General features: G+C 60.1%; 19 protein-coding genes. 16 read left to right on the top strand and 3 right to left on the bottom strand.

Annotated features, from left to right (window positions below; translation table 11 throughout):
- Window positions 1–64: 64 nt before the first annotated feature.
- From SYN63AY4M2_RS08065 to SYN63AY4M2_RS13940, 7 genes are all read left to right on the top strand, one after another.
- Window positions 65–250, top strand: coding sequence for a hypothetical protein (locus SYN63AY4M2_RS08065; protein ID WP_041438644.1), 186 nt, complete (start codon window positions 65–67; stop codon window positions 248–250).
- A gap of 3 nt (window positions 251–253) precedes the next feature.
- Window positions 254–1,024, top strand: coding sequence for an SIMPL domain-containing protein (locus tag SYN63AY4M2_RS08060; protein WP_240527312.1), 771 nt, complete (start codon window positions 254–256; stop codon window positions 1,022–1,024).
- A gap of 320 nt (window positions 1,025–1,344) precedes the next feature.
- Window positions 1,345–2,577, top strand: coding sequence for a response regulator (locus SYN63AY4M2_RS08055; protein ID WP_240530513.1), 1,233 nt, complete (start codon window positions 1,345–1,347; stop codon window positions 2,575–2,577).
- A gap of 67 nt (window positions 2,578–2,644) precedes the next feature.
- Entirely contained in the window at window positions 2,645–3,148 is a 504-nt protein-coding gene (locus SYN63AY4M2_RS08050) for a hypothetical protein (RefSeq protein WP_011431503.1), read from the top strand.
- Window positions 3,149–3,183: 35 nt separating this feature from the next.
- Window positions 3,184–4,059, top strand: a complete 876-nt coding sequence (locus SYN63AY4M2_RS08045) for a shikimate dehydrogenase (protein WP_099887309.1) — start codon at window positions 3,184–3,186, stop codon at window positions 4,057–4,059.
- A 276-nt stretch (window positions 4,060–4,335) separates the two neighbouring features.
- Window positions 4,336–6,000 (top strand): hypothetical protein, encoded by a 1,665-nt coding sequence (locus SYN63AY4M2_RS08040; RefSeq protein WP_099812718.1) that lies wholly within the window; start codon window positions 4,336–4,338, stop codon window positions 5,998–6,000.
- Between the two features lie 15 nt (window positions 6,001–6,015).
- Entirely contained in the window at window positions 6,016–6,231 is a 216-nt protein-coding gene (locus tag SYN63AY4M2_RS13940; RefSeq protein ID WP_011431506.1) for a hypothetical protein, read from the top strand.
- Between the two features lie 206 nt (window positions 6,232–6,437).
- Here SYN63AY4M2_RS13940 and argS read toward each other — a convergent pair whose 3' ends face one another.
- A complete protein-coding gene (gene argS, locus SYN63AY4M2_RS08030; RefSeq protein WP_099887308.1) occupies window positions 6,438–8,234 on the bottom strand; it encodes an arginine--tRNA ligase in 1,797 nt (598 codons plus the stop codon).
- 499 nt (window positions 8,235–8,733) lie between these two features.
- Here argS and SYN63AY4M2_RS08025 point away from each other — a divergent pair, with 499 nt between their 5' ends.
- The 3 genes from SYN63AY4M2_RS08025 to SYN63AY4M2_RS08015 all read left to right on the top strand — a co-directional run bounded on the left by SYN63AY4M2_RS08025 (window position 8,734) and on the right by SYN63AY4M2_RS08015 (window position 12,235).
- Window positions 8,734–9,648 carry an ABC transporter substrate-binding protein gene (locus SYN63AY4M2_RS08025; RefSeq protein WP_240527792.1) on the top strand — a complete coding sequence of 305 codons (915 nt, stop codon included), beginning with the start codon at window positions 8,734–8,736 and terminating at the stop codon, window positions 9,646–9,648.
- Window positions 9,649–10,127: 479 nt separating this feature from the next.
- Window positions 10,128–10,979: an electron transfer flavoprotein subunit beta/FixA family protein gene (locus SYN63AY4M2_RS08020; RefSeq protein ID WP_099812716.1), complete on the top strand. Its 852-nt coding sequence runs from the start codon at window positions 10,128–10,130 to the stop codon at window positions 10,977–10,979.
- Between the two features lie 137 nt (window positions 10,980–11,116).
- A complete protein-coding gene (locus SYN63AY4M2_RS08015) occupies window positions 11,117–12,235 on the top strand; it encodes an electron transfer flavoprotein subunit alpha/FixB family protein (protein WP_011431510.1) in 1,119 nt (372 codons plus the stop codon).
- 18 nt (window positions 12,236–12,253) lie between these two features.
- Here SYN63AY4M2_RS08015 and SYN63AY4M2_RS08010 read toward each other — a convergent pair whose 3' ends face one another.
- Complete coding sequence (locus tag SYN63AY4M2_RS08010; protein WP_011431511.1) at window positions 12,254–12,538, bottom strand: YggT family protein; 285 nt, start codon at window positions 12,536–12,538, stop codon at window positions 12,254–12,256.
- Between the two features lie 265 nt (window positions 12,539–12,803).
- Between SYN63AY4M2_RS08010 and SYN63AY4M2_RS08000 the strand changes: the two genes are divergently transcribed.
- The 6 genes from SYN63AY4M2_RS08000 (at window position 12,804) to SYN63AY4M2_RS07975 (ending at window position 23,780) form a co-directional block, all read left to right on the top strand.
- Window positions 12,804–13,970 carry a response regulator gene (locus SYN63AY4M2_RS08000; protein WP_240527311.1) on the top strand — a complete coding sequence of 389 codons (1,167 nt, stop codon included), beginning with the start codon at window positions 12,804–12,806 and terminating at the stop codon, window positions 13,968–13,970.
- A 227-nt stretch (window positions 13,971–14,197) separates the two neighbouring features.
- The gene (locus SYN63AY4M2_RS07995; protein ID WP_011431513.1) at window positions 14,198–14,584 is read left to right on the top strand and encodes a response regulator; all 387 of its coding nucleotides are present in this window, start codon (window positions 14,198–14,200) and stop codon (window positions 14,582–14,584) included.
- Entirely contained in the window at window positions 14,581–14,946 is a 366-nt protein-coding gene (locus tag SYN63AY4M2_RS07990; protein ID WP_011431514.1) for a response regulator, read from the top strand. Before SYN63AY4M2_RS07995 ends, SYN63AY4M2_RS07990 begins: the two co-directional genes overlap by 4 nt.
- 111 nt (window positions 14,947–15,057) lie before the next feature.
- Entirely contained in the window at window positions 15,058–15,576 is a 519-nt protein-coding gene (locus SYN63AY4M2_RS07985; RefSeq protein WP_041438647.1) for a chemotaxis protein CheW, read from the top strand.
- 308 nt (window positions 15,577–15,884) lie between these two features.
- Window positions 15,885–18,335: a methyl-accepting chemotaxis protein gene (locus SYN63AY4M2_RS07980; protein ID WP_011431516.1), complete on the top strand. Its 2,451-nt coding sequence runs from the start codon at window positions 15,885–15,887 to the stop codon at window positions 18,333–18,335.
- Window positions 18,336–18,518: 183 nt separating this feature from the next.
- On the top strand, window positions 18,519–23,780 hold the full coding sequence (locus SYN63AY4M2_RS07975; protein WP_011431517.1) for a response regulator: 5,262 nt from the start codon (window positions 18,519–18,521) through the stop codon (window positions 23,778–23,780).
- 341 nt (window positions 23,781–24,121) lie between these two features.
- On the opposite strand, the gene SYN63AY4M2_RS07965 is transcribed toward SYN63AY4M2_RS07975, so the two are convergent.
- The coding region (locus SYN63AY4M2_RS07965; protein ID WP_143597325.1) for a zinc ribbon domain-containing protein at window positions 24,122–24,405 on the bottom strand (284 nt) is incomplete at its 5' end.

The following is a 24,405-nucleotide window of genomic DNA, read 5'->3' as shown; positions in this document are numbered from 1 at the left end:
GCCAGGGATCCCAACCTTGGAGCAACTCTCATTAGGATGGCCAGTAGCCTTGCTGTCTATCCCTATGTCTGAGCTGGCATTGGCCCTGCTGGGGGCAGCAGTTGCCGTTGCCCTGTTCCTAGGAATTAGACAGGGCCAGGGGCTGTTGCAGCGGTGGGCAGCAACGCAACGTCTGGGTGAGGCTAGGGCACTGGTGGCTGGGGCTTTTGTCCAGCCAGATGGAAGAGCGGTGGGAGTAAGTTGGGGATGAAGCATGGAAGGGAGCAAGGGCTGGAAAAAAGAGCAGTTGGGATTCTTGAAGGGAATGCCCTGGCTGGCTTTGGGACTGGCGCTGGTCTTATTGGTGTGGAATGGGCTTGGCAGCAATGGAGGAGCGATGGCCAGTCCCGGTGAAGGATCCCGAACTTTGACGGTAACCGGCCAGGGATCTGTTGCGGTGGAAACCTCCATTGCGGTAATCCGGCTGGGGGTGGTGCTCCAAGGGGAGACGGCGCAATCGGTACAGCAACAGGTGGCCGAGCGCTCGGAGCGGCTGGTGAACCGCCTCAAAGAGCTGCAGGTGAGCGCCCTGCAGACCACCGGCATTTCCCTCTATCCCCAATACGACTACCAGCAGAGCCCACCCCGCCTGAGCGGGGTACAGGGGCAGAACAGCTTGCAATTTGAGGTGCCCATAGCCCGAGCCGGACAAGTGCTGGATGAAGCCGTGGCCGCCGGAGCTACCCAGGTGGAATCAGTCAGCTTCCGGGCCGACGAGGCCACCTTGCTGCAGGCGCGCAGCCGTGCCTTAAGGCAGGCTGTAGAAGATGCCCAACGTCAAGCCAACGATGTGTTGAGGGCCTTGAACCTGAGCAGCCGTTCCGTGGAGCGCATCCAAATTCACAGCGAGGGCTACATCGCGCCGCCAGTTCCTCTGGCAGGCATGGGTGGAGCGGAGTATGCTCGCCTACAGGCAGCCTCCACGCCAGTGGAGGGAGGACAACAAACCGTGCGCGCCCAAGTCACGCTCGAGATTCGTTTCTAGGTTCCTGTGGCGGCCATGAAATCGCGTCGAACCCTGCCTTCCCTCTCGCTGGGGCAGAGAAGGATTCCCCCTGGGAGAGGGAGGAACGCCTAGAAGCCTCTTCCTCGGGTTGGGAATGACTACGAAACTTCAAAAATCTCAAAAAAATAACCCGGCAAAGTTAGGTAGTGGCTGCCAATCCCTACGTCTAGAATGGCGATGGAAAACCATTGGAAAGTTTGCTTTCCCGGATTTCCTTCTCATCTGGCTTTGGCTTGCCCGTGGATCCCAATTTGGAGAGCGCTGCTGCCACTGGTACGTCTGAAGGCCCTCAGGCAAGCTTGGGCGCTAGCAAAGGCGAAGCCAGCAGCTTGCGGGCCCATGTGCTGATCGTGGATGACAGCTACATGGTGGCGGAAATGCTCTCTAATTTTCTCGGCAAGCAGGGCTGTAGTATTTCCTATGCCCTGGATGGCCTTTCTGCCCTAGAACAAATCCGCCGCCGAACTCCAGATCTCATCATTGCCGACTGGGTCATGCCCGCTCTCGACGGCCTAGAGCTGTGCCGGCAGTTGCGGCAAGCGCCCGAATATGCCTGGGTGTACTACATCCTCATGACCGCCCGCGAGGGCAACGACAACATGGAGCGAGCTTTAGAAGCCGGAGCCGACGAGTTTCTTTCTAAGCCTTTTCAGGCGGCGGAGCTGCTGACGCGGGTGCGGGCAGGGCTGCGCATTGTGGAGAGCCGCCGCCAGCAATATCTGCTCCAGACTGGACAAAAACAAGTCTCATCTCCTTCTGGCTCGGTTGCTTTGGGCAATCGGCAGGATCTGGTTACTCGCCTGCCGTTGCGGGTGGCCCAAGCCCGTGCCCAATTGGATCCCCTCAGTTTGTTTGTGCTGCGCTTGGCCAACCTCGCTGCTCTGGGGCAAGGACTGGAGGCCGGCGGTCGGGCTGCTCTTCTCAAGCTGTTTACGGATCGCTTGGCCCACAATTTGCGAGAGGGGGATGATCTCTTTTGCTACGACGAGGGCCAGTTTATCGTGGTGCTGCCGGGGAGCACTCTGGCCGCTGCCCAGATCGCTGCCGAGCGCTGCTGCCAGCGGTTGATCCAGGATCCCTTTGTGGTGAATGGGCAAGCGCTGCCGGTGCAGCTTCAATTTGGGGCGGCCACGCTCACAGATAAGGACGATCCCAAGGGGGTGGCCCTGTTGCGACGGGCTGCCCAAGCCCTGCGAGACAGCAAAAATGTCCACACCTCGGTGGTGACTGCTCCCCATCCCATCCTCGTTTCCGACCGTGTCAGGGGGACGGAGTCTTCAGAGCTGCTGAAATCTCTGCAACGTCTGGAACAAGAAAATGCCAACCTGCGCCAGGAGTTGGAAACTCACCTCCGGCAGCTCGAAGAGTTGCGGCAACAAAACCAAGAGCTAAGCCAAAGGGTTGGCAGGCTTGGATCTGAAACCTCTGCAGCGGGATCCCGCTCTCAGAGGCCCTTGTGGATCCGCCGGCGGAAACCGCGGCGTCGTCTAGAGCGTCAACTGGGCCGCGGAAAATGGCGACTGCGCCGGTAAGTCCGATCCCCAAAGTTTGCCATCAGGTTGGCTTGAGCAGAATGGGTGGGGGAGAGGTGTAACAGCGATGTTCAATTCTATTCAGGGCCGAGGAGCAGGATCCGCTACCTGGAAGTCAGCAAGAAGGTGGTTTCTCGACAACATCGAGCTGATCCTGACAGCGGTGGGGATAGGCGTAATCCTGCTCAGCGGTTGGGTGGCCAGCCGCAGCGCTCTTTCCGTAGCAATGGCAACGGCAGTCAGCGCCACCGTGGTGGGGGTTATCCACGGCATTCTGTTCTGGCTGTTGCGGCGGCGGCAGCGCCGAGTGCGGCAGGAGGCCATCGGTCAGATTCGGGAAATGCTGGAGGATCTGGGCAAAAACCGGCTGCAAACCATCAAGATGAGCCTGTACATGGTGCAGGCGCGCCAACCAGATCAAGAAGAGCGCACCCGCCAAAGCTTTGACCGCGCCTACCAAATTCTGGGAGAGATCAGCAACTTAATCGATCACATTTCCGAGGAATCCCTGGCCAGTTGGCGGCAGCGCTACCGGCAAACTCTAGATCGCGTGGAGTCGGAATCTCGATAGCCGAGACTCGCAGACAATTTGGAGTTGGGATTGGAGTGGACAGGCGGATTTCGGGAAGCACACAGTTGCTGGGCCTGATCGGGGATCCGGTGGCCCACAGCCTATCCCCGGCGATGCACAACGCCGCTCTGGCGGCCATGGGAGAAGACTACTGCTATGTGCCCTTTCCGGCGGCGGCAGAGCGCTTAGCGGTGGCGGTGGCCGGCCTGGCGGCCATCGGCGTGCGGGGGTTTAATGTCACCATTCCCCACAAGCAGGCGATTCTGCCTTTGCTCAGCCAGGTGGAAGCGCGGGCGGCAGCGGTGGGAGCGGTGAACACGGTCTACGCCCTGCCGGAGGGAGGCTGGGGCGGCACCAACACCGATATCGACGGCTTTGTCCAGCCTTTGCTGGGCCTGGAGAAAGGGATCCCCACCCTGATCCTGGGATCCGGCGGGGCGGCGCGGGCGGCCATCCAGGGCTGTTTGGAGCTGGGGCTGGGGCCAGTGCGGGTGGCCGGGCGATCCCCTGAGAAGTTACGTGCCTTGCAACAGACCTGGCCGCAGGTGGAGACGCTGAGCTGGGCAGAACTGGATCGCCACCTGGCTGAGACGCGGCTTTTGGTCAACACCACCCCCGTGGGCATGCATAAGCCGGGATCCCTTGCTGAGCTGTCTCCCCTCAGCTGGGAGCAACTGCGCCTTCTGCCCGCCGGCGCCACTGTCTATGACTTGGTCTATGTGCCGGATCCCACACCGCTGCTGCGCATGGCTGCTGAGCTGGGCCACACCCCTATTGGCGGCCTGGAAATGTTGATCCACCAGGGGGCCAAAGCCCTCTCCCTCTGGCTGGGGGGCAAGCTCGTGCCGGTAGAGGTGATGCGGCAGGCGGCCCGGCAGCAGTTGGCCCAGATCGGGGATCCCAACTCCTAGTTGTCCTCTTGGCTGAGTCTTGAATTCAAACAGAGCCGTATTTTTTGCTACAAAGATAGGCTCCTCACTCTGTTGAAATCGGTAAACGATCGAGCTTCCTGCAATGTTATTCTCCGCGCTGAGAAGCCCACAGTCGTGCGAGAAGTTTCAGGACAACGGGCTCGAAGTTAAATGAGCTTGATTGAGCTTGTTCGAGCGGGAACAATTGCTTTTGATTTGCCGATCTTTAGAGGAGAAAGAGGATAGGATTGAAGCCATTCTCAGTAGAGGTTGAGAGTGTCGGGAGTGCTGAGGCAACGGTGGAAAAAATACGGGATCCGTTGGCTGGGGGGCGTGCTCGGCGCGCTGATACTCCTGGGATCCGGGATCGCCGCCCAGGCCCAATTCCTCTGGCCCGGCCATTCCGGGTTGCAGGGTAGGGGGGAACAGAGGGGATCCCTCGACGCCTTCTGCCGGCAGCCGCCTGAGGAAGTGGCGCGCAAGGCCCAACTGCGCCAGCGGGCCGCCCAGTCAGATGCCGCCCGAGCTGAATACAACCAAGTTTTGGCAGAACATCGCGCTGCCTTGATCGCCTGCCGTAGCCGCCGTTGGCCGCAAATCCAAGCCATTTGGGTGCGCTTGCATCCCTGCGATGCCAATCCGGGCGTGTTGGATCAGGTGTTTGACCAGGTGGTGAACCTGGGCTACAACCGCGTCTTTATCGAGACGTTTTACGATGGCCGCTCCATTTTGCCAGATGGTGGGGGCGGGATCTGGCCCAGCCTACAGCCCAACGCCGATTTGTTGGATTTGGCCCTCAAGGCGGCGCGACGGCGAGGGCTTTCGGCTTATGCCTGGGTGTTTTCCCTCAATTTTGGCTACAGCTACGGACAGCGACCGGATCGTCAGGCAGTCTTGGCCCGCAACGGCCGTGGCCTCACCACCGTCTTGGATCCGGCAACGGCCCTTCTGGAAGATTTGGGCAGCCCGGATGAGGTGTTTGTGGATCCCTTCCATCCCGTGGCGCGCCGGGATTTTGCCGAGCTGATCCGCCGCATCCTGCAGCGGCAGCCGGATGGGATCCTCTTCGACTACATTCGCTATCCCCGCGGCTCTGGGGGATCCAGCCTGGCAGCCACCGTCCGGGATCTCTGGATCCATGGGGAGGCGGCCCGGCAAGCCTACCTGGATTTGGCAGAAAACGCGGCAGGCCGAGCCTTGCTGGAGCGTTACCTCAGCCAGGGCTACGTGACAGTGGCGGATGTGCTCCACCTGGACGCCACCTATGGCGAAGAGCCCAAGTGGCGTCAGCCAGGGGATCCCAGGCCCAGCGCAAGCGGGGAGCGGCCGCTTTCTCCAGAGCTATGGGACGGGATGGCCCAAGGCAGAGCAGGCGGGAACGAAGATCTACATTCAAGCCTTGCAAACGAGGATTCCCAGCCGTCGGCGAATCCCACCCCCTCTCCGACACCCAGCGCCGCTTTCCGACAGGAGCGCTGGCAGCAGCAGCTCTGGCAGCTCAGCGTCGAGTTTGCCCGCTACGGGATCCTCGATTACCTACGGCAAGCTGCCCAACCGGCCCAAAGCCTTGGGATCCCGAGCGGAGCCGTCTTTTTCCCCGATGGCAATCAGGCGGTGGGAGAAGGGTTTGACGCTCGTCTCCAGCCCTGGGATCGCTTCGATCCCGGCATGGAGTGGCACCCAATGGCCTATGCCAAGTGCGAGGATGGCTCCTGTGTGGCGCAGCAGGTGGAGCAGGTCTTGGCCGTGGCCTCTCCCCAGACCTTTGTCTGCCCGGCCATTGCCGGCCTGTGGGGACAAGCGCAGCGAAAACGCCCCAGCCTGGAAGCCCAAATGGCAGAGCTGGCCCGCCGCTTCCCGCAGTTGCCCTGTGTGAGTCACTTTGCCCTCTCTTGGATCGAGCCGGAGCTGGAACGCAGCCGTCGCACTTGTCAACTCTGATGCCCATCTCAATCTATGAGCGCCGAACAATTCGAGCTGATTAACCGCTTGTTTCAACTCACGTTTCAAATCGGGGATCGCTTGGGATGTGAGTCTTCGGATCCTGCTCAGTTATTGCTGACCAGCCAACCTAGCCTGGAAGCAAGCCATCTATATTTCCCTTCCGATTACGTTTATGAGGCTCTGGATCCCGAAGTGTGGGCCAATCATGTGCTGAGGTGCCAGCTTTAGCCCAGATGGCCGATATTTTGCAACCTTACCTTTTCACCGGTGGCATCTATCGCCAAGACGAGGTTTCGTGGTGGATTTGCGCTTTTTGGATGGCTCAAGAGAGGCTAGGAACCAACGTGCTCTTGCCCGCCCATAGAGTCGAAACTTAGGCAGTTGATCCCCAAGTTCCCTCTCGTATTGAGATGGGGATCGGTGTTACTTAAAATCTACATCGACTCCGGCGCGCTCAGGCCGAGAATGCCGGTAAGCACGTTAAACAAAACCTGTCGCGTGGCCTGCACCAATTGAATGCGGGCTTGAGCCAAGAGGGGATCCTCTTTCAAAAGGGGCAAAATGCGGCAGTTGTCATAAAACTTGTTGAAATCGGCGGCAATCGCCTCGGCATAGCGGATGATCTTGTGGGGGGCGCGCTCTTCGGCAGCGGCGATCAGCTCATCGGGCAGGGCCAACAGGCGCAGCAACAGGGCCCGCTCTTCGGGTTCTTGGTAGGGCAGTTTTTGTTGCTCTGTCAAGGTAACTTTGTTAGTTAGCTCCACTTTTTCTTCTTCCTGAAGCCGCCGCAGCAGGGTACAGCAGCGGGCATGGCTGTAGTGGACATAGACCACCGGGTTGTCGAAAGTTTGCTTGACGGCCAAATCCAAATCGAAGTTGATGGGGCTGTCCATGCTGCTGCTGAGCAAAAACCAGCGGGCCGCATCCACCCCAACGCCAATTTCGGGATCGTCGATGAGATCGTTTAAGGAGACAAAATTGCCGGTGCGCTTGGACATGCGCACTTCGGTTTTCTCGCCGGTTTCCGGGTCGGTTTTGAACAATTTGACAAATTGTCCAATCAGGATCTCCAGCTTGACATCCGGGCTGAAGGCGCCCACCGCCGCATGCAAGCGACCGATATAGCCGTGGTGATCCGAGCCGAGGATGTTGATGAGCCGTTGATAGCCCCGCCGCACTTTGTCGCGGTGGTAGGCAATGTCGGCGGCCAGGTAGGTAAAGGAGCCATCCGCCTTCTGCACCACCCGATCCTTGTCGTCGCCAAACTCTTGGGTTTTGAAATAGACGGCCTCTTCCGCTCCCGGCTTGGGATCCTCACCCCGCGGCGCTTTGGCTTTGTAGAGAAAGCCGCGCTCTTGCAGCTCCTGTAAAGTCTGTTGGATGGCGCTCAGGCCTGTCTGGGGATCCGGGGTGTGCAGGCGGCGCTCGCTAAACCAGTGATCAAACTCGGTGCGTAGTTGTTGCAGGGTCTGCTTTTGCCAGGCCAGCATTTCCCCATAGGCAAAATCGGTGTACTCCTCTAGGGTGGTGGGCAGAGGGCGGATCCCGGCTTTCACCTGCTCCAAGAGACGTTGGGCCATCTCGATCAAGTAGGTGCCGTGATAGGCATCTTCCGGCAAAGCGATGTCTTCCCCCTGCAGTTGCCGCACCCGCACCTCGAGGGACTGGCCCAGGAGCCGCATTTGGTTGCCGGCATCGTTGATGTAGAACTCCCGCTCCACCTGGTGGCCCGTCCAGTGCAGCAAGTTGGCCAACGTAGAGCCAACGGCAGCCCAGCGCCCATGGCCGACGTGCAAAGGCCCCGTCGGGTTGGCGGAGACAAACTCCAGCAGAATGCGCTCGGGATGGGGGGTGGCTGTTTTGCCGAAGTTTTCTCCCAGATGTAGCAGCTCTTGCAAGCGCTTGGCCAAAAAGGGATCCCCTAGCCGGAAGTTGAGATACCCTCCTCCCGCCACCTGAGTTTCGATGTCCGGCAGATCCAGATGGCTCTGCAGGGTTTGGGCAATCTGTGTCGGTGCCATGCGACAGGCTTTGGCCATGCCCAGGGGGGTGGGACAGGCGTAATCGCCGTAGCGAGGGTCGCTGGGGATCTGGATCACGGGGGCAATCGCTGTGGCTTGCTGGGGGGCCAGGGATCCCAGTTGCCCCGCCTCTGAGGCCCGTCGAATGCTCTCGGCTACGGCGGCGGTGAGAAACCGAATCAGCGAGGTGGATACGGGTTGAGTGGCCATGGCTGTTCGTGTCGGCAGACGTCGAGAGAGGTTCCAGGAATGCCTGGGGCAGTAAAAGCATCATCATATCGACAGCCAACCGGCTCTGACAAAATCTGACAAAAGAATAGATGCTCCTCCAGCCAAACTTTAGCCAAACTTTGCTTTTGCTCGCCTGCTTTGCGAAGATGGCTCTGACAAATTGACGGGACAGAGCTTTAGGCCAAGCTTTTGGGTACAAAGTATCACCGAATACAAAAGTTTAACTCTGCTTTGCTAAGTTGTTTGGCGGTAATGCTCGCCTTCCCGCTTGCGGATTTCTGCTGAGACAGCTGCTGTGGAGTTTACTAGTATGTCCATCCCGAAATCGTCGCGTCGTCAATTCCTTCAATCTGCTGCTGCGGCTGCCTCTTGGGTTGCCGTTGGAGGGCTAAAGGCGAGGGCTCAGAGCCGCGGGCCGCTTCTGGTTTCCCAGGGACTGACGCCCCTGAAGTTTACCCTCTCTTGGTTGCCCTCTTCGATGGATACCCCCCTTGTAACGGCGATCTTGAAGGGCTACTTCGCCGAAGAGGGGCTGGAGGTCACCTACGAGCGCGGCTATGGCTCCGCCGATTCCATCACCAAGATTGCCGCTGGCCAGTACGACCTGGGGGAAGGGGATCCCTACTCCATGATCGAGTTCAATGCCAAAAATCCGGACGTGCCCTTGGTAGCGATCTATGTCCACTTCAATCGCTCTCCCTTTGGCATCTACACCTTGAAAGATAAGGGCATTGGGGAGCCGGCCCAACTGGCGGGCAAGAAGCTAGGAGCACCGGCAGGGGATGCGCCGCGTCGGCTCTGGCCGGTCTTTGCCAAGCAAGTCGGCATCGATCCGGGCTCGGTGGAGTGGGTAACTATGGAGCCACAGTTGCGCGAACCTTTCCTCATCCAAGGTCGGGTGGATGCCATCAGCGGCTTTATGACCTCAGCCATGCCCAATCTGGTGCGGGGCGGCGTCAGCTTGGAGGACATCACGGCTTTCCTTTACAACGACTATGGCCTTGAGCTGTATGGCAATGCCGTCATCACCCGTGTGCAATTGCTGCGTGAGAAGCCTGAGCAATTCAAAGCTTTCTTGCGGGCCTATGTCAAGGGTTGGCAAGACACTATTCGTGATACCGATGGCAATATGTTGGCCCTTCTGGACAAAGCCAAAGCCGAGGGACAAGTGCTGGATACGGCAATTGAGAAATTGCGCCTTACCCTGGCAATGCCGCGCCTGTTTGTTACCGATGAGGTGCGACAAATTGGTTTGGGGGATGTAGTGCCCGCGCGTATGGAAACCTCGATTGCTCAGGTGGTGGATGGCTTTGGCTTGCCCACTAAGCCCTCTCTAGAGCAAGTGTTTGATGGAAGTCTGCTCCCACCCAAGTCTGAGCGGATGATTGGATAATCTGGGTTAGGCCAGCAACGATTTTGAAGCCTCTGTCTATTGGCTTGCCGGTGCAGGCCAACTTGTCCTGCTTGCTGGGAGGCTATTTCTGGCTGCAGGTGCGGTCTGCGTCCTTATTGGATCCCTCATCCGCGAAGTATCCCCAAAGCTTTTCATGGCAGGGATCCCAGGCTGCTCCTGAAAGAGGCCGACGGGAGACCTGTTCGCGTTAGTGGATGGGAGACCGGAAGCGGCATGGAGCAGTAGGGGAGTGTCTCGAACTTTGTTTAGGGTTACCCAAGAACGCCGTAAGGCCCCTGCCTTTGGGCATGGGGAGCATGTCAATGAAATCAAACCTGAGAAACAGATGTATTGGGAAGAGTAGCTTAGGGGTGCTTGAAGTCGAGATAGCTTTTCCGATCCCGAAAAAAAGCTGAATAAGTTTGTGGTGCTCAGGGATCCCTTTTAACCTGGAGGGGATCACTAGGGAGTTTAGGCCCTTGGAAACTTTTGTTCTGATTAAGCAAGTTCCCGATCAAAACGCCAAGGCCGGCATCAACAGTGACGGCACGATCGATCGCGCCAAGGCCAAGCGGATGTTAAACCCTTTTGATCGCTATGCACTGGAAGCAGCTCTGCAAACCAAACGGCAACACGGGGCGAGAGTAACAGCAATTACAATGGGGCCACCCCCGGCCATTGAGGTGCTCTACGAGGCCATTGCCCACGGCGTGGATCGGGGCATTTTGATGACCGACCGCCGCTTGGCCGCTTCCGATACCCTAGCCACTGCCTATACTCTGGCCCAGACGGTTCGCTATGCTGGCCGGCCCGATGTGATCTTCTGCGGGCTCCAGACCACCGACGGCGATACGGCCCAGGTGGGGCCGCAGTTGGCGGAGCGGTTGGGGATCCCTCAGGTCACCTATTGCGAAGCCTTCGAGATTCGGGATGGGATCCTGGTGGCGCGGCGGGCCATCGAAGGGGGATCCCAAATCGTGATGGTGCCTCTGCCGGCCTTGGTCACGGTAGCCAATTCGGCGCGGCGTCTGGCCTATCCTACCCTGCGCGGTGTGCAGCGGGTGCAGCGGCTGATGCGGGATGAGGCGGCGCGGGCCGAGGCCATCCAGATCCTCAACCTGGACGATGTGGGGGCCGATCCAAAGCGCTGCGGCCTCCAGGGATCCCCGACCATCGTGGCCGCCACCGAAAAAGTAGGGGAAATCGGCGGCAACTGTCAGATCTTTCAAGGGCAGCCCGTGCCGCAACTGGTGAAGGAATTGGCTCAGGCACTTGACTTGAGCCTCTACCTGGCTACCCCAGAGGCTTTACCCTCTTTCCCCTTCCGCTAACTCCACCCTCTAAACCCATTCCTTAACTTCTCAGTTGCAGCCTGCCCAAAGGTGAGTTATCGCTAAGTTGCGGAAATCTGTATAGGAATTGACCAAACTTCCCAGCCTTTCTACTTTGATGAGGAGTCGTAAGCTCTATGGAGCACAAGCGGGTGTTGATCTTCGCCGAGCAGATCAAGGGTGAGTTGCAGCCCATCGGCCTGGAGCTGTTGGGAGCGGGGCGACGGCTGGCCGATAAGCTGGAAGCCACCCTGAGCGCCCTTGTCCTCGGGCACAACATCGCTCACCTGCCCCCAATCCTGATCGGCCATGGGGCGGATCAGGTCTTCGTTGCCGACCACCCCGAGCTGGCCGAATACCGCACCCTGCCCTACCGCCGCGTTATCCTGGACTTGATCAAAAGCTGGCCCCAGCCGCCCCACACCATCCTGCTGGGATCCACCACCACCGGTCGGGACTTGGCCCCCCGTCTGGCCGCCCACCTGGAAACCGGCCTGACCGCCGACTGCACCGAGCTCGACATCGGCCCCTTCGAGTACAGCAACAGCAAAGATCCCGGCAAGTCTGGCTTCTTCCCCGACTGCCTGTACGCCATTCGGCCCAGCTTTGGCGAGTCCCTCAAGGCCCGCATCCTCGGCCCCTGGAAAAACCCGCAGATGGCCACCGTGCGCCCCGGGGTGATGCAGCCGCTTCCCTGGGACGGATCCCGCCAAGGAGAAGTGATCCCGGTGCCGGTTAACTTGGAGCCGGAGGATCTCAAGCTGCAAATTGTGGAAACGGTGCGCAACCTCTCCCAGGCCGTCGATCTGACGCGGGCCAAAGTGATCGTTGCTGGCGGCTACGGGCTGGGATCGGCAGACGGCTTTGAGCTGATGCGCGAGCTGGCCGCCTGTTTCCCCAACAGCGCCGTCGGCTCCTCCCGCAAGGCTGTGGATGCCGGCTGGATCCCCTATGCCCACCAGGTGGGGCAAACTGGCAAGACCGTCCGCCCCCAGCTCTACATCGCCTGTGGTATCTCCGGGGCCATCCAACACCGCGTCGGCATGGACAAGTCCCAGACCATCATCGCCATCAACAAAGACAGCTCTGCCCCCATCTTCAAATTTGCCCACTACGGCATCGTGGGGGATCTCTACCAGGTGGTGCCCGAACTGATCCGGCAACTGCAGCAGATGCAGGAGAAAACCCAGGCGGACTCTCCTGCCCGGCCTTCGCCAACCCCCGCCCTGCAGATCCCTATCTTGCAGGGCCGCTAATCCTCCTGGGAAAGCACTTTAGTGCAGGGCCATGGTCAACAATCCCTGCTGTCCCAGCAACACCTCCCGCAACAGGGTAACCAGGCCCACCCACACTACAGGCGCCATGTCCACCCCCCCCAGGGGCGGGATCAGGCGGCGTGTCGGGCGCAGCAAAAACTCCGTCAGGCCGACCACTGGCGAATAGGGCAGCCGAGAGGTATCCAGTTGCGGATACCAGGATAAGAAGATGCGCAGCACAAACAGAACGGTGTAGAGCGCCAGCAGCGGGCCCAGCACCCAAGTGGTGAAAATCGGCAGCATTGCTTTTGCAACAATTGAGTTTCAGGGGAGGTTCTTCACCTATTCTGCTCCAAGGAAAGCCGCCTGTGCAGATCCATCGGCTTGCCTTCAAACCAGAAGTTAGTCCTTTGGTCGCTGAAAAGGGATCCCTGGATCCGCTTCTGGCCAGTTCCAACCTAAAAGCCCGAGGAACCCAGAAATCTTCAGGATTCAAAGTGGGTTATTTCCCCAAAAAGCTCCCCTTGTGGGATGGCAGCAAGAAGGCTAGCGTCATAATGGTCATATCTTGCTGACTGCAGGCAGGGATCCCATGCAGGGAAGATTACAAGAGATCGATATCCGAAGCATCCTTCAATTGATCGAGTTGGGCCAGCGCACCGGTGAGCTTTTCGTAGAGGCCAGACCCTCCATCTACTGGTTTGTCTTTTTCTTGAACGGGCGAATCATCTACGCCTCTGAAACCGAAGGCCACATCGCCCGCCTCAAAGACTACCTGCGCCGCTTCAAGCTGGAAGCCGCCCTAGACGAAGTTCAGATCCCTCCCAAAGCTGCGGTCAATGCCCCCGAATACAACCGCCTCTGGTCTTTGCTGGAAAACCACAAGCTCAACCCCAGCCAAGGCAAGCAAATCCTGCTGGGCATGGTGCGGGAAGTCCTCTTCGACCTGCTCAGCCTCCACCAGGGCTCCTTCATTTTCGAGGCTGGATCCCCCTTGGCCCCCCAACTGACCACCTTTCCTGTCACCCCTCTGCTCGCCGAGATGGTCACCCAGGTGCAGGAGTGGAAAAAGCTGCACCCCTACATCCAAGACCCCAACCAAGCCCCCACCATCGTCAACCCCCTGCCCCTCCAGCAAACCCTGCCCGCCCCCGTCTTCAAGGCGCTGAGCGAGTGGTCGGACGGCAAAACCAGCATTCGCCAAATGGGTCGCTACCTGGGCCGAGACACCCTGGTGGTAGCCAAAGCCATCTATCCCTATGTTCGTCAAGGGGCGATCCACCTCTCCGATCCCGTCCTGATCATCGAGCCCCAGCGCACTCGTCCCCTCAAACCCAGCGACAAGCCCGCCCACATCCTCTGCATCGACGACTCCATGGCCATCCAAAAAACCGTGGAGTTCATCTTGCAAAACGAGGGCTACCAGGTCACCACCATCGGCAACCCCCTCAAAGCCCTGGGACAGGTGTTTCTCCTCAACCCCGACATGATCCTCTGCGATGTGGCCATGCCCAAGTTGGATGGGTACGAGCTGTGCGCCATGTTGCGCAAATCCAGCCAGTTCCGCGAAACCCCCATGATCATGCTCACCGGCAAGGACGGCTTCACCGACCGGCTCAAGGCCCGCATGGCCGGGGCCAACGAGTTTCTGAGCAAGCCCTTTTCTGAGAGGGAATTGTTGACCGTCGTCGAATCTTATGTGGGCCCACCTCCCAAGCGGGGCGGTGGCGAATAAGCGGGGGGCCAGCCGAAATCCCTAAAAAATGTCGAGATTCGAGCCAAGCAAGCAGAGTACTGCAGAATACTGGACAGAAGAGGAACTTCACCAAACAATAGGAGGTAGCCCAACCAGCCTGGGGCTGCAAGGCCAGATGCAGCCAAAAGCGCTGAAAGACAGGATCCCACTTCAGGTAGCCGCCAGGGTTGACCGGACACGCGAAACACAGCAGGGGCGAGATGACCATGAGCAAAGTACTGGTGGTGGATGATAACCGTACCTATCTGGAGGCCATTTCCAGCCTGCTCTCCGAGAGCGGGTTGGAAGTCTCCACAGCCATGGACGGTGTGGAGGCGATGGACATCATTCGTCAGCAGAAGCCTGACGTGGTGGTGCTGGACATCGTCATGCCTGGCATGAACGGCTACGAAGTGTGCCGGGAAGTGAAGAAAGATGAAAGCACCAAGCACATCCGCATCGTCGTGTGTTCCACCAAAGATCAAGTCTTTGATATCGAGTGGGCCAAGCGCAATCAAGCCGATGCCTATGTAACCAAACCTTTCAAGCCTCAAGAGCTATTGGCTACTATCAAACAGCAGTTGCGGGAGATCAAGGAGACCAGCCAAAAATGAGTCGCGTTCTGGTGGTGGAAGACAGCCAATCCCAGCGGGAGATGATCGGCAAGTTGCTGCAGGAAAACGGCTTCGAGGTGATGACGGTGGAAGATGGCGTGGAAGCCGTAGAGGCGGTGAAGCAAAACAAGCCCGACCTGATCGTGCTGGACATCGTCATGCCGCGGATGAATGGCTACGAAGTGTGCCGTCTCCTCAAGGCCGATCCGCTCACCCAAAAAACCCCGATTGTCATGTGTTCTTCCAAAGGCGAAGAGTTCGACCGCTACTGGGGGCTCCGCCAGGGAGCAGATGCCTATATTGCCAAGCCTTTCCAGCCGCAGGAACTGGTGGGTACGATTAAGCAATTGCTGAGAGGCTAGGAACCGCCCATCCCGCCTCTATGCCTGCTGGCAGAGCCCAAAGGGGTTCCATGCCCTGGACAAGGGAGCGGCGGCCACCCCTCCACAAGACCATCGATACGGGGGAGCGTCATGCTAGGGGATCTGGATCTGTTGATGGGGGATGAGACCCAAGAATTGCAGGAAATGGAGGCTCCCGAAGGTGAGCTATTCCTGAAATTCAAGGTCGCCACCGGAGAAGAATTTGCCCTGCCGGCAGTATCGGTTGTAGAGGTGATGAGCATCGGCCCTGAGAAAATTACTCCCATGCCGAATGTCGCGCCAGTTCTGCTGGGCACTCTGAACTTGCGGGGCGAAATTATCTGGGTTGCGGATCTGGGGCAGTTTTTGGGGATCAGCCCGCCCCTCAACCTCGACCGCGCCGAGCTCCCTGTGGTGGCCGTGATGGATCAACCGGATTTGCTGATGGGCCTGGCTGTGGATTTAATTGTGGGCATGGAGTGGCTGAAGACGGAAGCGGTGCGGCCTGTTCTCGTGGCTCCTGAGTCGATAGCTCCCTTCTTGCGAGGGGAATGGGTGGTGCCCGCGACGGGAGCCCGCTTGCCGCTGCTGGATCAGTCAGCCATCCTGAGATCCGACCGTTGGGGTTGAGGAATGGCTAGCCGCAAGTTCGGCAGAAATGCGGAAATTCCAAAGCCATTCACAATGGAAAGAATGGAGCCGATCTTGTTCCCTAGAGATTGGCGCCCGGCCACCCGGCGAGTGTGGCCGTGCTGCCCCAATGGTCTGTGGAAAGAGGGCAAGAGCCCATTCTTTTTGGGAGCAAAGCAGCCAGTTGGGAGAGGTAACCTATCTGTAGCTTAACAATCTAAAGGGTTTAGGCGGGTTGGTGTTGGGGGAGTTCTGGGCATTTGGGTTGAAGTAGCAACAGAGGTAGCCAAGCAGGGAAGGGAGGATCCATGGTTTCGAGCGCAAACAATCAGAGAGACTTTACCGAGGCAATGGTCGCCTTTTGGCAGGGAGACTACGTCGAGGCAGTGCGGTTGTTCAACCAGGTAGCCGCTGCTCAGCCGCAGGATACTGCTGTCAAGTTGCTGCTGGCCTCGGCCCAGAAGCAAGCGGGGCAGTTGCTGGAAGCCCGCCATACCTACGATACCATCCTCAAGACGGCCAGCGATCCTGAGGAGCTGGAGTCGGCCCGCAGGGGCCTGGAGGAGCTGCTCCAGATGGCGCCGGAGCTGGCGGATGTTCCCTCTCCGGCGCAGGAAGACAAGCTCCAACCTCAAGGGGAGTTCCCACCTCAACCGGAGGAGGCGGATCCCTTTCCCCAGTTTGAGTTTGAGGCGATGAGGGAACAGGAGGCCGACCCCTTTGCTCAGGATCTCTTCTCGATGCGAAGCGACAGCTTTGCCGCCGATGAGATGACTTTTGGCGAGGAAGAAAGCTTTGCGGATCCTTTTGAGACAAGGCTAGAAATGGAGCCTGCGGATCCGTTTGCCTCCTCTCACCCGCTGCCCGCCAACCCTCAGGTAACGCCGCCAGCGGTTCCGGGAGAGACCGCTTTGCGAGCGGGCAGGGAGCAGCCTCAAACAGACCCAGTGGTCGATGACGATTTTGCCTTCCTTAGCGAGTTCGACCGGCAGCACCTGCAGGATCTAGACAGTGATTCTATTACGCAGTTGGCTGGCGACGCGGCTTTTCCCGAGGAGATGGGCTTCTCCCTACCCACTTTTGGGGAAGAGGAGGTGGGATCCCTGGATGAGGGCCTGCCGACGGAATTGGCCACCCCCATGAGCGAGCCGATCCCTGCCCCCGAAGAAGACACGGCCGGTCCTGGCCCTGCTCTTTTCGAGCTCAACGAGCTGGACAGTCTGGATCGCGAACTGGCCGGCATGGAGGGCGGCGAGGTGCCGGTCTTCTCTCCCGATGAGGGGGAGACGCAGGAGGCGGGCGGAACGGCTCGCAGCTCGCCTACAATCTCGATGCCCCTCCCAGGGGGCCAGGGAGCGGGGATGTTCGCTGGGATCGCCAACCGCCCGCTTGCCGATCGGCAGTTGGCCACAGCGCTGATCCAAGGAGCCGTGAGTTTGGCTGCCGGGTTGGCCATTGGCCTGGGGATCCCCGCCAATGGGGGAGCTCGCTTGCTTGCCGGGGTCATCGGGGGTGGAGTGATCGGCACGGGAGCCGGGGTTGTGCTGGGGGCCAGCAGTGCCAAACACATTCGCTCCACCGCTCAAGAGCTGGCCAGCCACTTTGCCGCCTTGGCCCAGGGGAATTACTCCGTCAGAGCAGAGGCGAGAGGGGATGACGAGTTGGGCCGCTTGGCCAACAGCTTTAACCAAATGGCTGCCGCCCTGGAGGCCCATTTTGCCGATCTGAGCCAGCGAGCTGCCGAGCAGGGACAGGCCAAGGAGGACTTACAACGCCAGGTCATTCGCCTGCTGGACGACGTCGAGGGGGCAGCCCGCGGGGACTTAACGGTGCGGGCGGAGGTCACTGCCGATGTGCTCGGCGCCGTCGCCGACTCTTTCAACCTGACCATTCGCAGCTTGCGGGACATCGTTGTCCAAGTGAAGCGGGCCGCCGCTGCCGTCAACGATGCGGCTTTGCAGAGCGAGAACTTTGCCCGCAGCCTCTCTGCCGATGCCTTGCGCCAGGCGGAGGAGATTTCCAACTCCCTCAACTCCATTCAGGAGATGACGGAATCAATTCAAGAGGTAGCCAGCAACGCCCGCGAGGCGGCCAACGTAACTGCTCAAGCCACGGAAGCAGCCGCCCGCGGCGGAGAAGCAGTGGATCGCACGGTGGCCAGCATCCTGGAAATTCGGGAAATGGCAGCAGAGACGACCCGCAAGGTGAAACGCTTGGCAGAATCCTCCCAAGAAATCTCCAAGATCGTGGCCTTGATTTCTCAAATTGCTTCGCGCACCAACCTGCTCGCCCTCAACGCCAGTATTGAGGCCGCCCGGGCGGGCGAGGCGGGACGGGGCTTTGCCATCGTGGCCGACGAGGTGCGACAACTGGCCGACCGGGCCGCCAAAGCCTCGAAGGAGATCGAGCAGATTGTGCTGCAGATCCAGTCGGAGACCAGCAACGTGATGACGGCCATGGAGGAGGGCACGCAGGTGGTGATCCAGGGGACGCGGCGGGCTGAGCAGGCCAAAAGCAGCCTAGACGAGATCATCGAGGTCAGCCGGCGGATCGATGGGCTGGTGCGGGCTATTTCTCAGGCTACCGTGCAGCAAACAGAAACCTCTCGCGCCGTGGCCCAGGTAATGCAATCAGTGGAGCTGACTGCCAACGAGACGTCCGAAGAGGCGCAGAAGGTAGCCAGCTCGCTGCAACAGTTGGTGAGCATCGCTCGCGAGCTGCAAGCTTCTGTCGGTCGCTTCCGGGTGGGGGATGAATGAGCAAATCTGCTCGGTTGGCGGGCATCCTAGGGACAAGCAAGGATCCCGATGGGAAGTTGCCGCACTTCAGGGACATCGGGATCCCTCTGTCCCAAGACAGAATCCGGGCATGGGAGAGCTTCCCCTGTCCGATCTGCTACTACTGATATGAGTACCTGTGGGCTGTAGGAGGAACCTCCTGCCATGAATGAAGAAGCACAAAAGCGGATCCTCGGTTATTTTATCGAAGAAGCCCGCGACCACTTGGCAACGATCGAGCAAGGGCTCCTCAGCCTGCGGGACAGCGTGAGCGATCCTGAGCTGATCAACGAGTTGTTCCGAGCTGCCCACTCCATCAAAGGCGGAGCGGCCATGCTGGCCCTCGCCAGCATTCAGCGGACTGCCCACCGCCTAGAGGATTTCTTCAACGTGTTTCGCTCTCGCCCGGGCGAAGTGCCGGTGGATCAGCACTTGGAGACGCTGCTGCTGCGAGTTTTTGATGGGTTGGCGGCGTTGTTGGACGAGCTGCAGAGCCCTCGCGGTCTCACCCAGGAGTTCAGCAACGCGACGCTGGCGGAACTGGAGCCGGTTTTTCAGGAGACTGAAAACTACATTCAGAGCCTTCTCGGCGCTGGCCCTGTCGCTAGCTCTGCTCCGGCTGCCCCCCCGCCGCCGGCGGCCCGCACCCTACAACAAGAGATGGCGGAAGTGGTGCCGCAGCAATTGCGGCAGATGTTGGAGCTGTTCAAGCGAGGGGATCAGCCGGGCATTCGCGAGCAGTTGCGGGAGGCAAATGCCGTTCTCAAGCAGATCGGGCAAGCCCATCATCTGGCGGGCTGGCAGCAGCTCACAGAAACCTTCGAGCAAGCCCTGGGCAACCCCGACGCCGATCTGCGAACGTTGGCGTTGGTCGCCCTGCGAGACTTGAAGCAGGGGCAGCAGCTTATCTTGGCGGGCAGGGCCGAAGAGGTGACGGCCTCGGCGGAATTGCAGCAATTGGCTCGCCCGGCGGCTCCCGCTCCGCCGCCGGATCCTTTGGAGGTGGTGGTTCACCAGCAGATCCCGGCCCTGTTGCGCCAGATGCTGGAGCTGTTCAAGCGTCCTGACGACCCGGCAACGCGGCCTGCCCTGCAAAGCTTGGCCCAATCGCTCCAGCAGGTGGGACAGGCCGAAGGTGTGGATCTGGGCGGCTGGACGGCCCTAGCCCGCCTGATTGGCGAGATCCTGGCAGATCCTGCCCAGGATTTGCGGCAACTGGCTCTGCCGGTTCTGAGAGATTTGAAACAGGCTCACCAAGCTCTGGCCAGCGGAGCAGCGCAGACCATCCAGCCCTCCGCTGAGTTGTTGGCCTTCCGCCCTGTGCTGCCGGCCCTTGAGGAGCCAGAGCCGCTCTTCCTCGAACCCGAGAGCACGCCTGCCCCAGCGGACTGGGCCGCTGCTGGGATCCCGGCAGAAGAATCCTCTGCCCCTGATGGGAGCCAAGAAGAACCTGAACCAGGAGAGGCGATCCCCGTCGAAGCAACCCTGCAAGCGGAGGAGGCGGCCTGGGATCTGCTGGCCGAACAGCCGCCGTCCACTTTGGAGATGGACAGCGTTCTGGCGGGCGAGGAGGGCCCAGGGCTGAGCTGGCCGGAGATGTCCACCGAGGCTTTGCCAGAGGAAGACTGGCAAGCAGCCGCCGACCTTGCCCAAGAGGGCGTCGCCGCGCCGGAAGAAGCCGCAGCAGCCCGCGGCTGGCTCCAGGATAGGCTGAGCTTTGGCTCAGGCGATTTCGACGCCCCTCCTTTGAGCCTGGAAGCAGAAGCCTCCGCCGCCTTTGACGAGCTGTTTGCCAACGCAGAGCAGCTATCCGATATTGAAGAGCCGCCGCCGGAGCTGATCCCTCCTTCCCCCGAGCCTTTTTCGCAGGCGCTTGAGGAGCTGAGCCCAGAAGAGGGGGGAGCGGAAACGGATTTGGCGGAGCTGTTTGCCGAAGTAATGGGCGAAGCGGCGGCAGAGCTGTCACCTGTCGAGCCTGCCGAGCTGACAGGAGCCGAGGAAACCAGCCAGGCCATCTGGGATGTCCCCGCCCAGGAGCGGGCGGCCCAAGTCGCTGCGGAAAGCCCCGAGGAAGCCTCGGCTGCAGACGAAGCTGCAAGTGTCGGAGTGGAAGCCTTGTTCGAGCTCGAGGAGCTGGCAGTAGAGAGCTCTCCTCTGCAGGAGCTGTCTCAGTTGCCTGACTTTGGGGCTGCTCCCGACAGCGGGCCGGAAGCGGATCTTTGGGCAGAGGAGCCGTCTCCGTCCCTCCAGCCTGGGGATGGGGAGGCGGCCGCAGACTTGTGGGCTGAGTTCCCCGCCGACATCTGGCCGGGGGACTTTTCTGTCCCCGATGAGACGGGATCCCTGACATCTTTGGACTCTGCGGCTGAAGGCGGCCTGGAGAGCCTTGTCTCGGCGGCGGATCAGGCCTGGTGGAGCCCAGAAGAAGCAGGCGAACCTTCCCCCTCTTTCGAGGTGGCTTCTCAACCCTCTTCTGACCTTGCCGACTCTGCCGCAGTCGAGCAACTGGAAGACCTTTTCGCCGAAGAATCTTCGCCCGGCGAACCTGCCGCTGCGGCGGAGAGCTTCTTGGCCCCTTCCGACGAGTCGACGGCGGCGGAAACCCCGGACTTGGGGGCCGAGCTGAGCCTAGCCGATCTCTTCGCCGGGGAGACGCTGGAGGATGCCCCGGGCACGGGGGATGCGGCACAGGCCCAGGACTGGGCTCTTTTGGAGAACCTCTTCCCGGTTCAGGAAGAAGCTCTCTATCCTGAGGGCCAGCCCGCGGAGGCCTTCGACCGCCTCGAGGCTCTATTTGCCGAGGAGCCCGCTACCGAAGCACTGAGCTTAGAAACCAGCGGATCCCTCTCGGCCATGGATGGCGAGGTGGATTTGGATGAGTTGAGCCGGTTCTTTGCAGAAGGGGAGGCCGCCCAGGAAGCGATCCCCTCAGATCTGGCCACTTTCCTGGGCGAGGCAGAGGCTTTGCAAGGGAGCAGTCTGGAGGGAGTGACTCTGCCTGAGCCAGAACCACTTGTAGCTGCAGCAGAGCAAGGCGGAGCTTCCCAGCCAGCAGAGGACGATCTGGCCAGCCAACTGGAAAGCCTGTTCGCGGAGGATGAGCTCTTGGCTGCCCAGAGCGCGACTGTTTCCCCAGATGAGACACAGCCTTTGGAGGAAGAAGCGCCGGAAGCCTCTCCTGCCCCAAGTTTGGACGATTTGGCCGCCCTTTTCGATGCCGCCGAACCAGCGGTGCCCCCTGAGCTAGAGGAGGTCATCGCTCCCATTGTGGGATCCCCTACAGCCGTGAGCGGCGAGGTCGCCGACGATTTCGCAGCCCAACTGGAATCCCTCCTAGGCGATCTCGAGGTCGCCCCCCAAGTCTCTGCAGCAGCGCCGGCGCCTTCTCCGCCCGCTGTCGCCGCCCCAGCAACAGCCGCCCCCACGGCACCGGCTACCCCAACAGCACCGACCACACGGCGATCTGCCCTCAGCAATCCTGTAATGCGGGTGGAGGTGCGCCACCTCGACTCCATCAACAACTTGGTGGGAGAGCTGGTGGTCATCCGCAACAGCATGGAGCAAAACCAAACTCGCCTGCGCCAGTTTCTGGATGGCCTATTGGGCCGGGTGCAACAGCTAGGGGAGCTGGGCCAGCGCATGCGGGATCAGTACGACCGCTCGTTGCTGGAAGCGGCGCTGTTCTCCAGCCGCAGCAGCGCGGCAACGGTGGGGTTTGGTCGGAACGGCGAGGAATCCCCTCGGGGACGGGTGGGTCATTCCATAGGCCAAGAGTTCGACAAGTTGGAGATGGATCAGTTTACGGCCTTCCACACGCTGGCCCAGGAGATCATTGAGCTCATCGTGCGGGTGCGCGAGTCTTCTTCCGACATCGAGTTTGCGGTGGACGAGGCAGAGCAGATCACCCGCCAATTCCGCCAGGTCACCACCCAACTGCAAGAAGGCCTGAACCGGGCGCGCATGGTGCCCTTCTCGCAAATTGCCGACCGGCTGCCCCGCGCCGTCCGTGACCTCTCCATCAAAACGGGCAAACAGGCCAGCCTGGTGGTGGAAGGCCGCGACACCCTCATCGACAAGGCCATCCTGGAAGAGCTTTCCGACCCGATGACCCACCTGGTGAACAATGCCCTGGTGCACGGGATCGAGCCCCCTGAGGAGCGGCGCCGCTTGGGCAAGCCCCCTGAAGGCAAGATCACCGTCAAAGCTTTCTACCAGGGCAACCAGACAATCATTGTCGTCGCCGACGACGGTGCCGGCATCCCGGTGGAGAAAATCAAGGCCAAGGCGCAAAGGCTGGGGCTGCTGTCAGAGCAGGCAACCGAAGAAGAAGTGTTCAACGTCCTCTTCCACCCCGGCTTTAGCGTTCGCGAGGCCAGCGAGGTGGACGATCTGGCCGGGCGGGGGGTTGGCTTGGACGTGGTGCGCCGCAACATCACCGATCTGCGCGGCAGCATCCAAGTGGATTCCGTGCGCGGCAAGGGCACCACCTTCACCATCCGCCTGCCGCTTACCCTGAGCATTTCCAAGGCAATGGTGTGTGTCAGCGACAAAGCCCTGATCGCCTTCCCCCTCGACGGTGTGGAGGAGATGCTGGATGTTCCCGTCGACGAGGTGCAGCCGGATGAACAGGGGCGGCCCTCCATTCCCTGGCGGGATCAACGCCTTCCCTTCCAGCCCCTCTCGAATCTGTTGTCCTACAGCCGCAGCCACAGCCGCAGCCGCTCAGAGGTCTACAGCATCGCCCAAGAGGAGGGCATCCTGCCCATCGTCGTCCTGCAAAGTGCCGGCCAGTACGTTGCCCTGCAGGTGGACAGCTTTGTGGAAGAGCAGGAAATCGTGATCAAGCAATTGCGCGGGCCTGTGCCCAAACCACCTGGCATTTCTGGGGCAACGGTGCTGGGCAATGGTCGCGTGCTGCCAATTGCTGACGTCCTTGAACTGGTAGATATGGCCCAAGGCCGCCGTCGCGATCTCAGCCGCCTCTGGGCGGAGCGTCGCGCTGCGGAGCCACGTGCCGAGGAAACCCATCAAACCACGGTGCTCATTGTGGACGACTCGATTGCAGTGCGGGAACTGCTCTCCATGTCCTTTCAAAAGGTGGGCTACCGGGTGGAGCAAGCCCGCGATGGCCAGGACGCCTGGGAAAAGCTTCGCGGTGGCTTGCGCTGCGATCTCATCTTTTGCGACATCGAGATGCCGCGCATGGACGGCTTGGAGTTGCTCTCCCGCATACGGGCAGACAGCAACCTCAGGCATATTCCAGTAGCTATGCTCACCTCACGGGGGGCAGAACGGCACCGGCAGACAGCCCGCGAGCTGGGAGCCACTGCCTACTTCACCAAGCCCTACTTGGAGGAAGAGCTGTTCAGCGCTGCCGCTCGCATGTTGCAAGGGGAGCAGTTGTTGGCACCCAACCCCACTTCCTGAACTGGCGACGCCAGGGGCGCCCAGATGGAGGCACCAAGCTAAGGGATCCCACTCTGGCGCCAGGATCGCCAAAGGGTTTGACTCCAGAGGGGGCTGGAAGGCGTAGGATATTGACCTGTTGTCCTCGGAGAGAAGTGGCGATGCGCCTGACTGTCTGTGCTCTCATCCTGGCTGGTGGGTTTGTCCTGGGCAATCCCTGGCTTGCCAGGGAGCTGGGGCTAGAGGCAACTGCTCATGAGAACAAGGGGGGGCTCTCAATCCAGAGAGCTCATCGGCTAGGCCTAGGCCCTGCCGACGAATCCTTCGAACTGCGGTTTCTGGATGCGATGATCCTGATACATTTACGCTGAACACTGCTGAGCATTACTGCTCAGCGGTGAAGCGATAGCATTCTGTCCGTTTCCGTTGTCACTACGCGATGCTGACGCGACCGCGCTACTCGGACGGAGTCCAAACAGAAAGGCGGTATCCCGCAAAGCCCTGAGCATAACGCCCAGAGCGCCTTGCCAATCTCGTGGTAGCCTATGGTTGCACTTTGGGCATCTAAACACCTTTGCGCCACCCAACTTGGTGTGGATGTGCCCGCACTTGGTACAGGTTTTGCTGGTGTACGCTTCCGATACTT

This window comes from Synechococcus sp. 63AY4M2, assembly GCF_002760475.1.
In the GTDB taxonomy this organism is placed as follows: domain Bacteria; phylum Cyanobacteriota; class Cyanobacteriia; order Thermostichales; family Thermostichaceae; genus Thermostichus.
The sequence above is the reverse complement of the archived record's forward strand: the minus strand, read 5'-3'. Positions and strand labels throughout refer to the sequence as shown.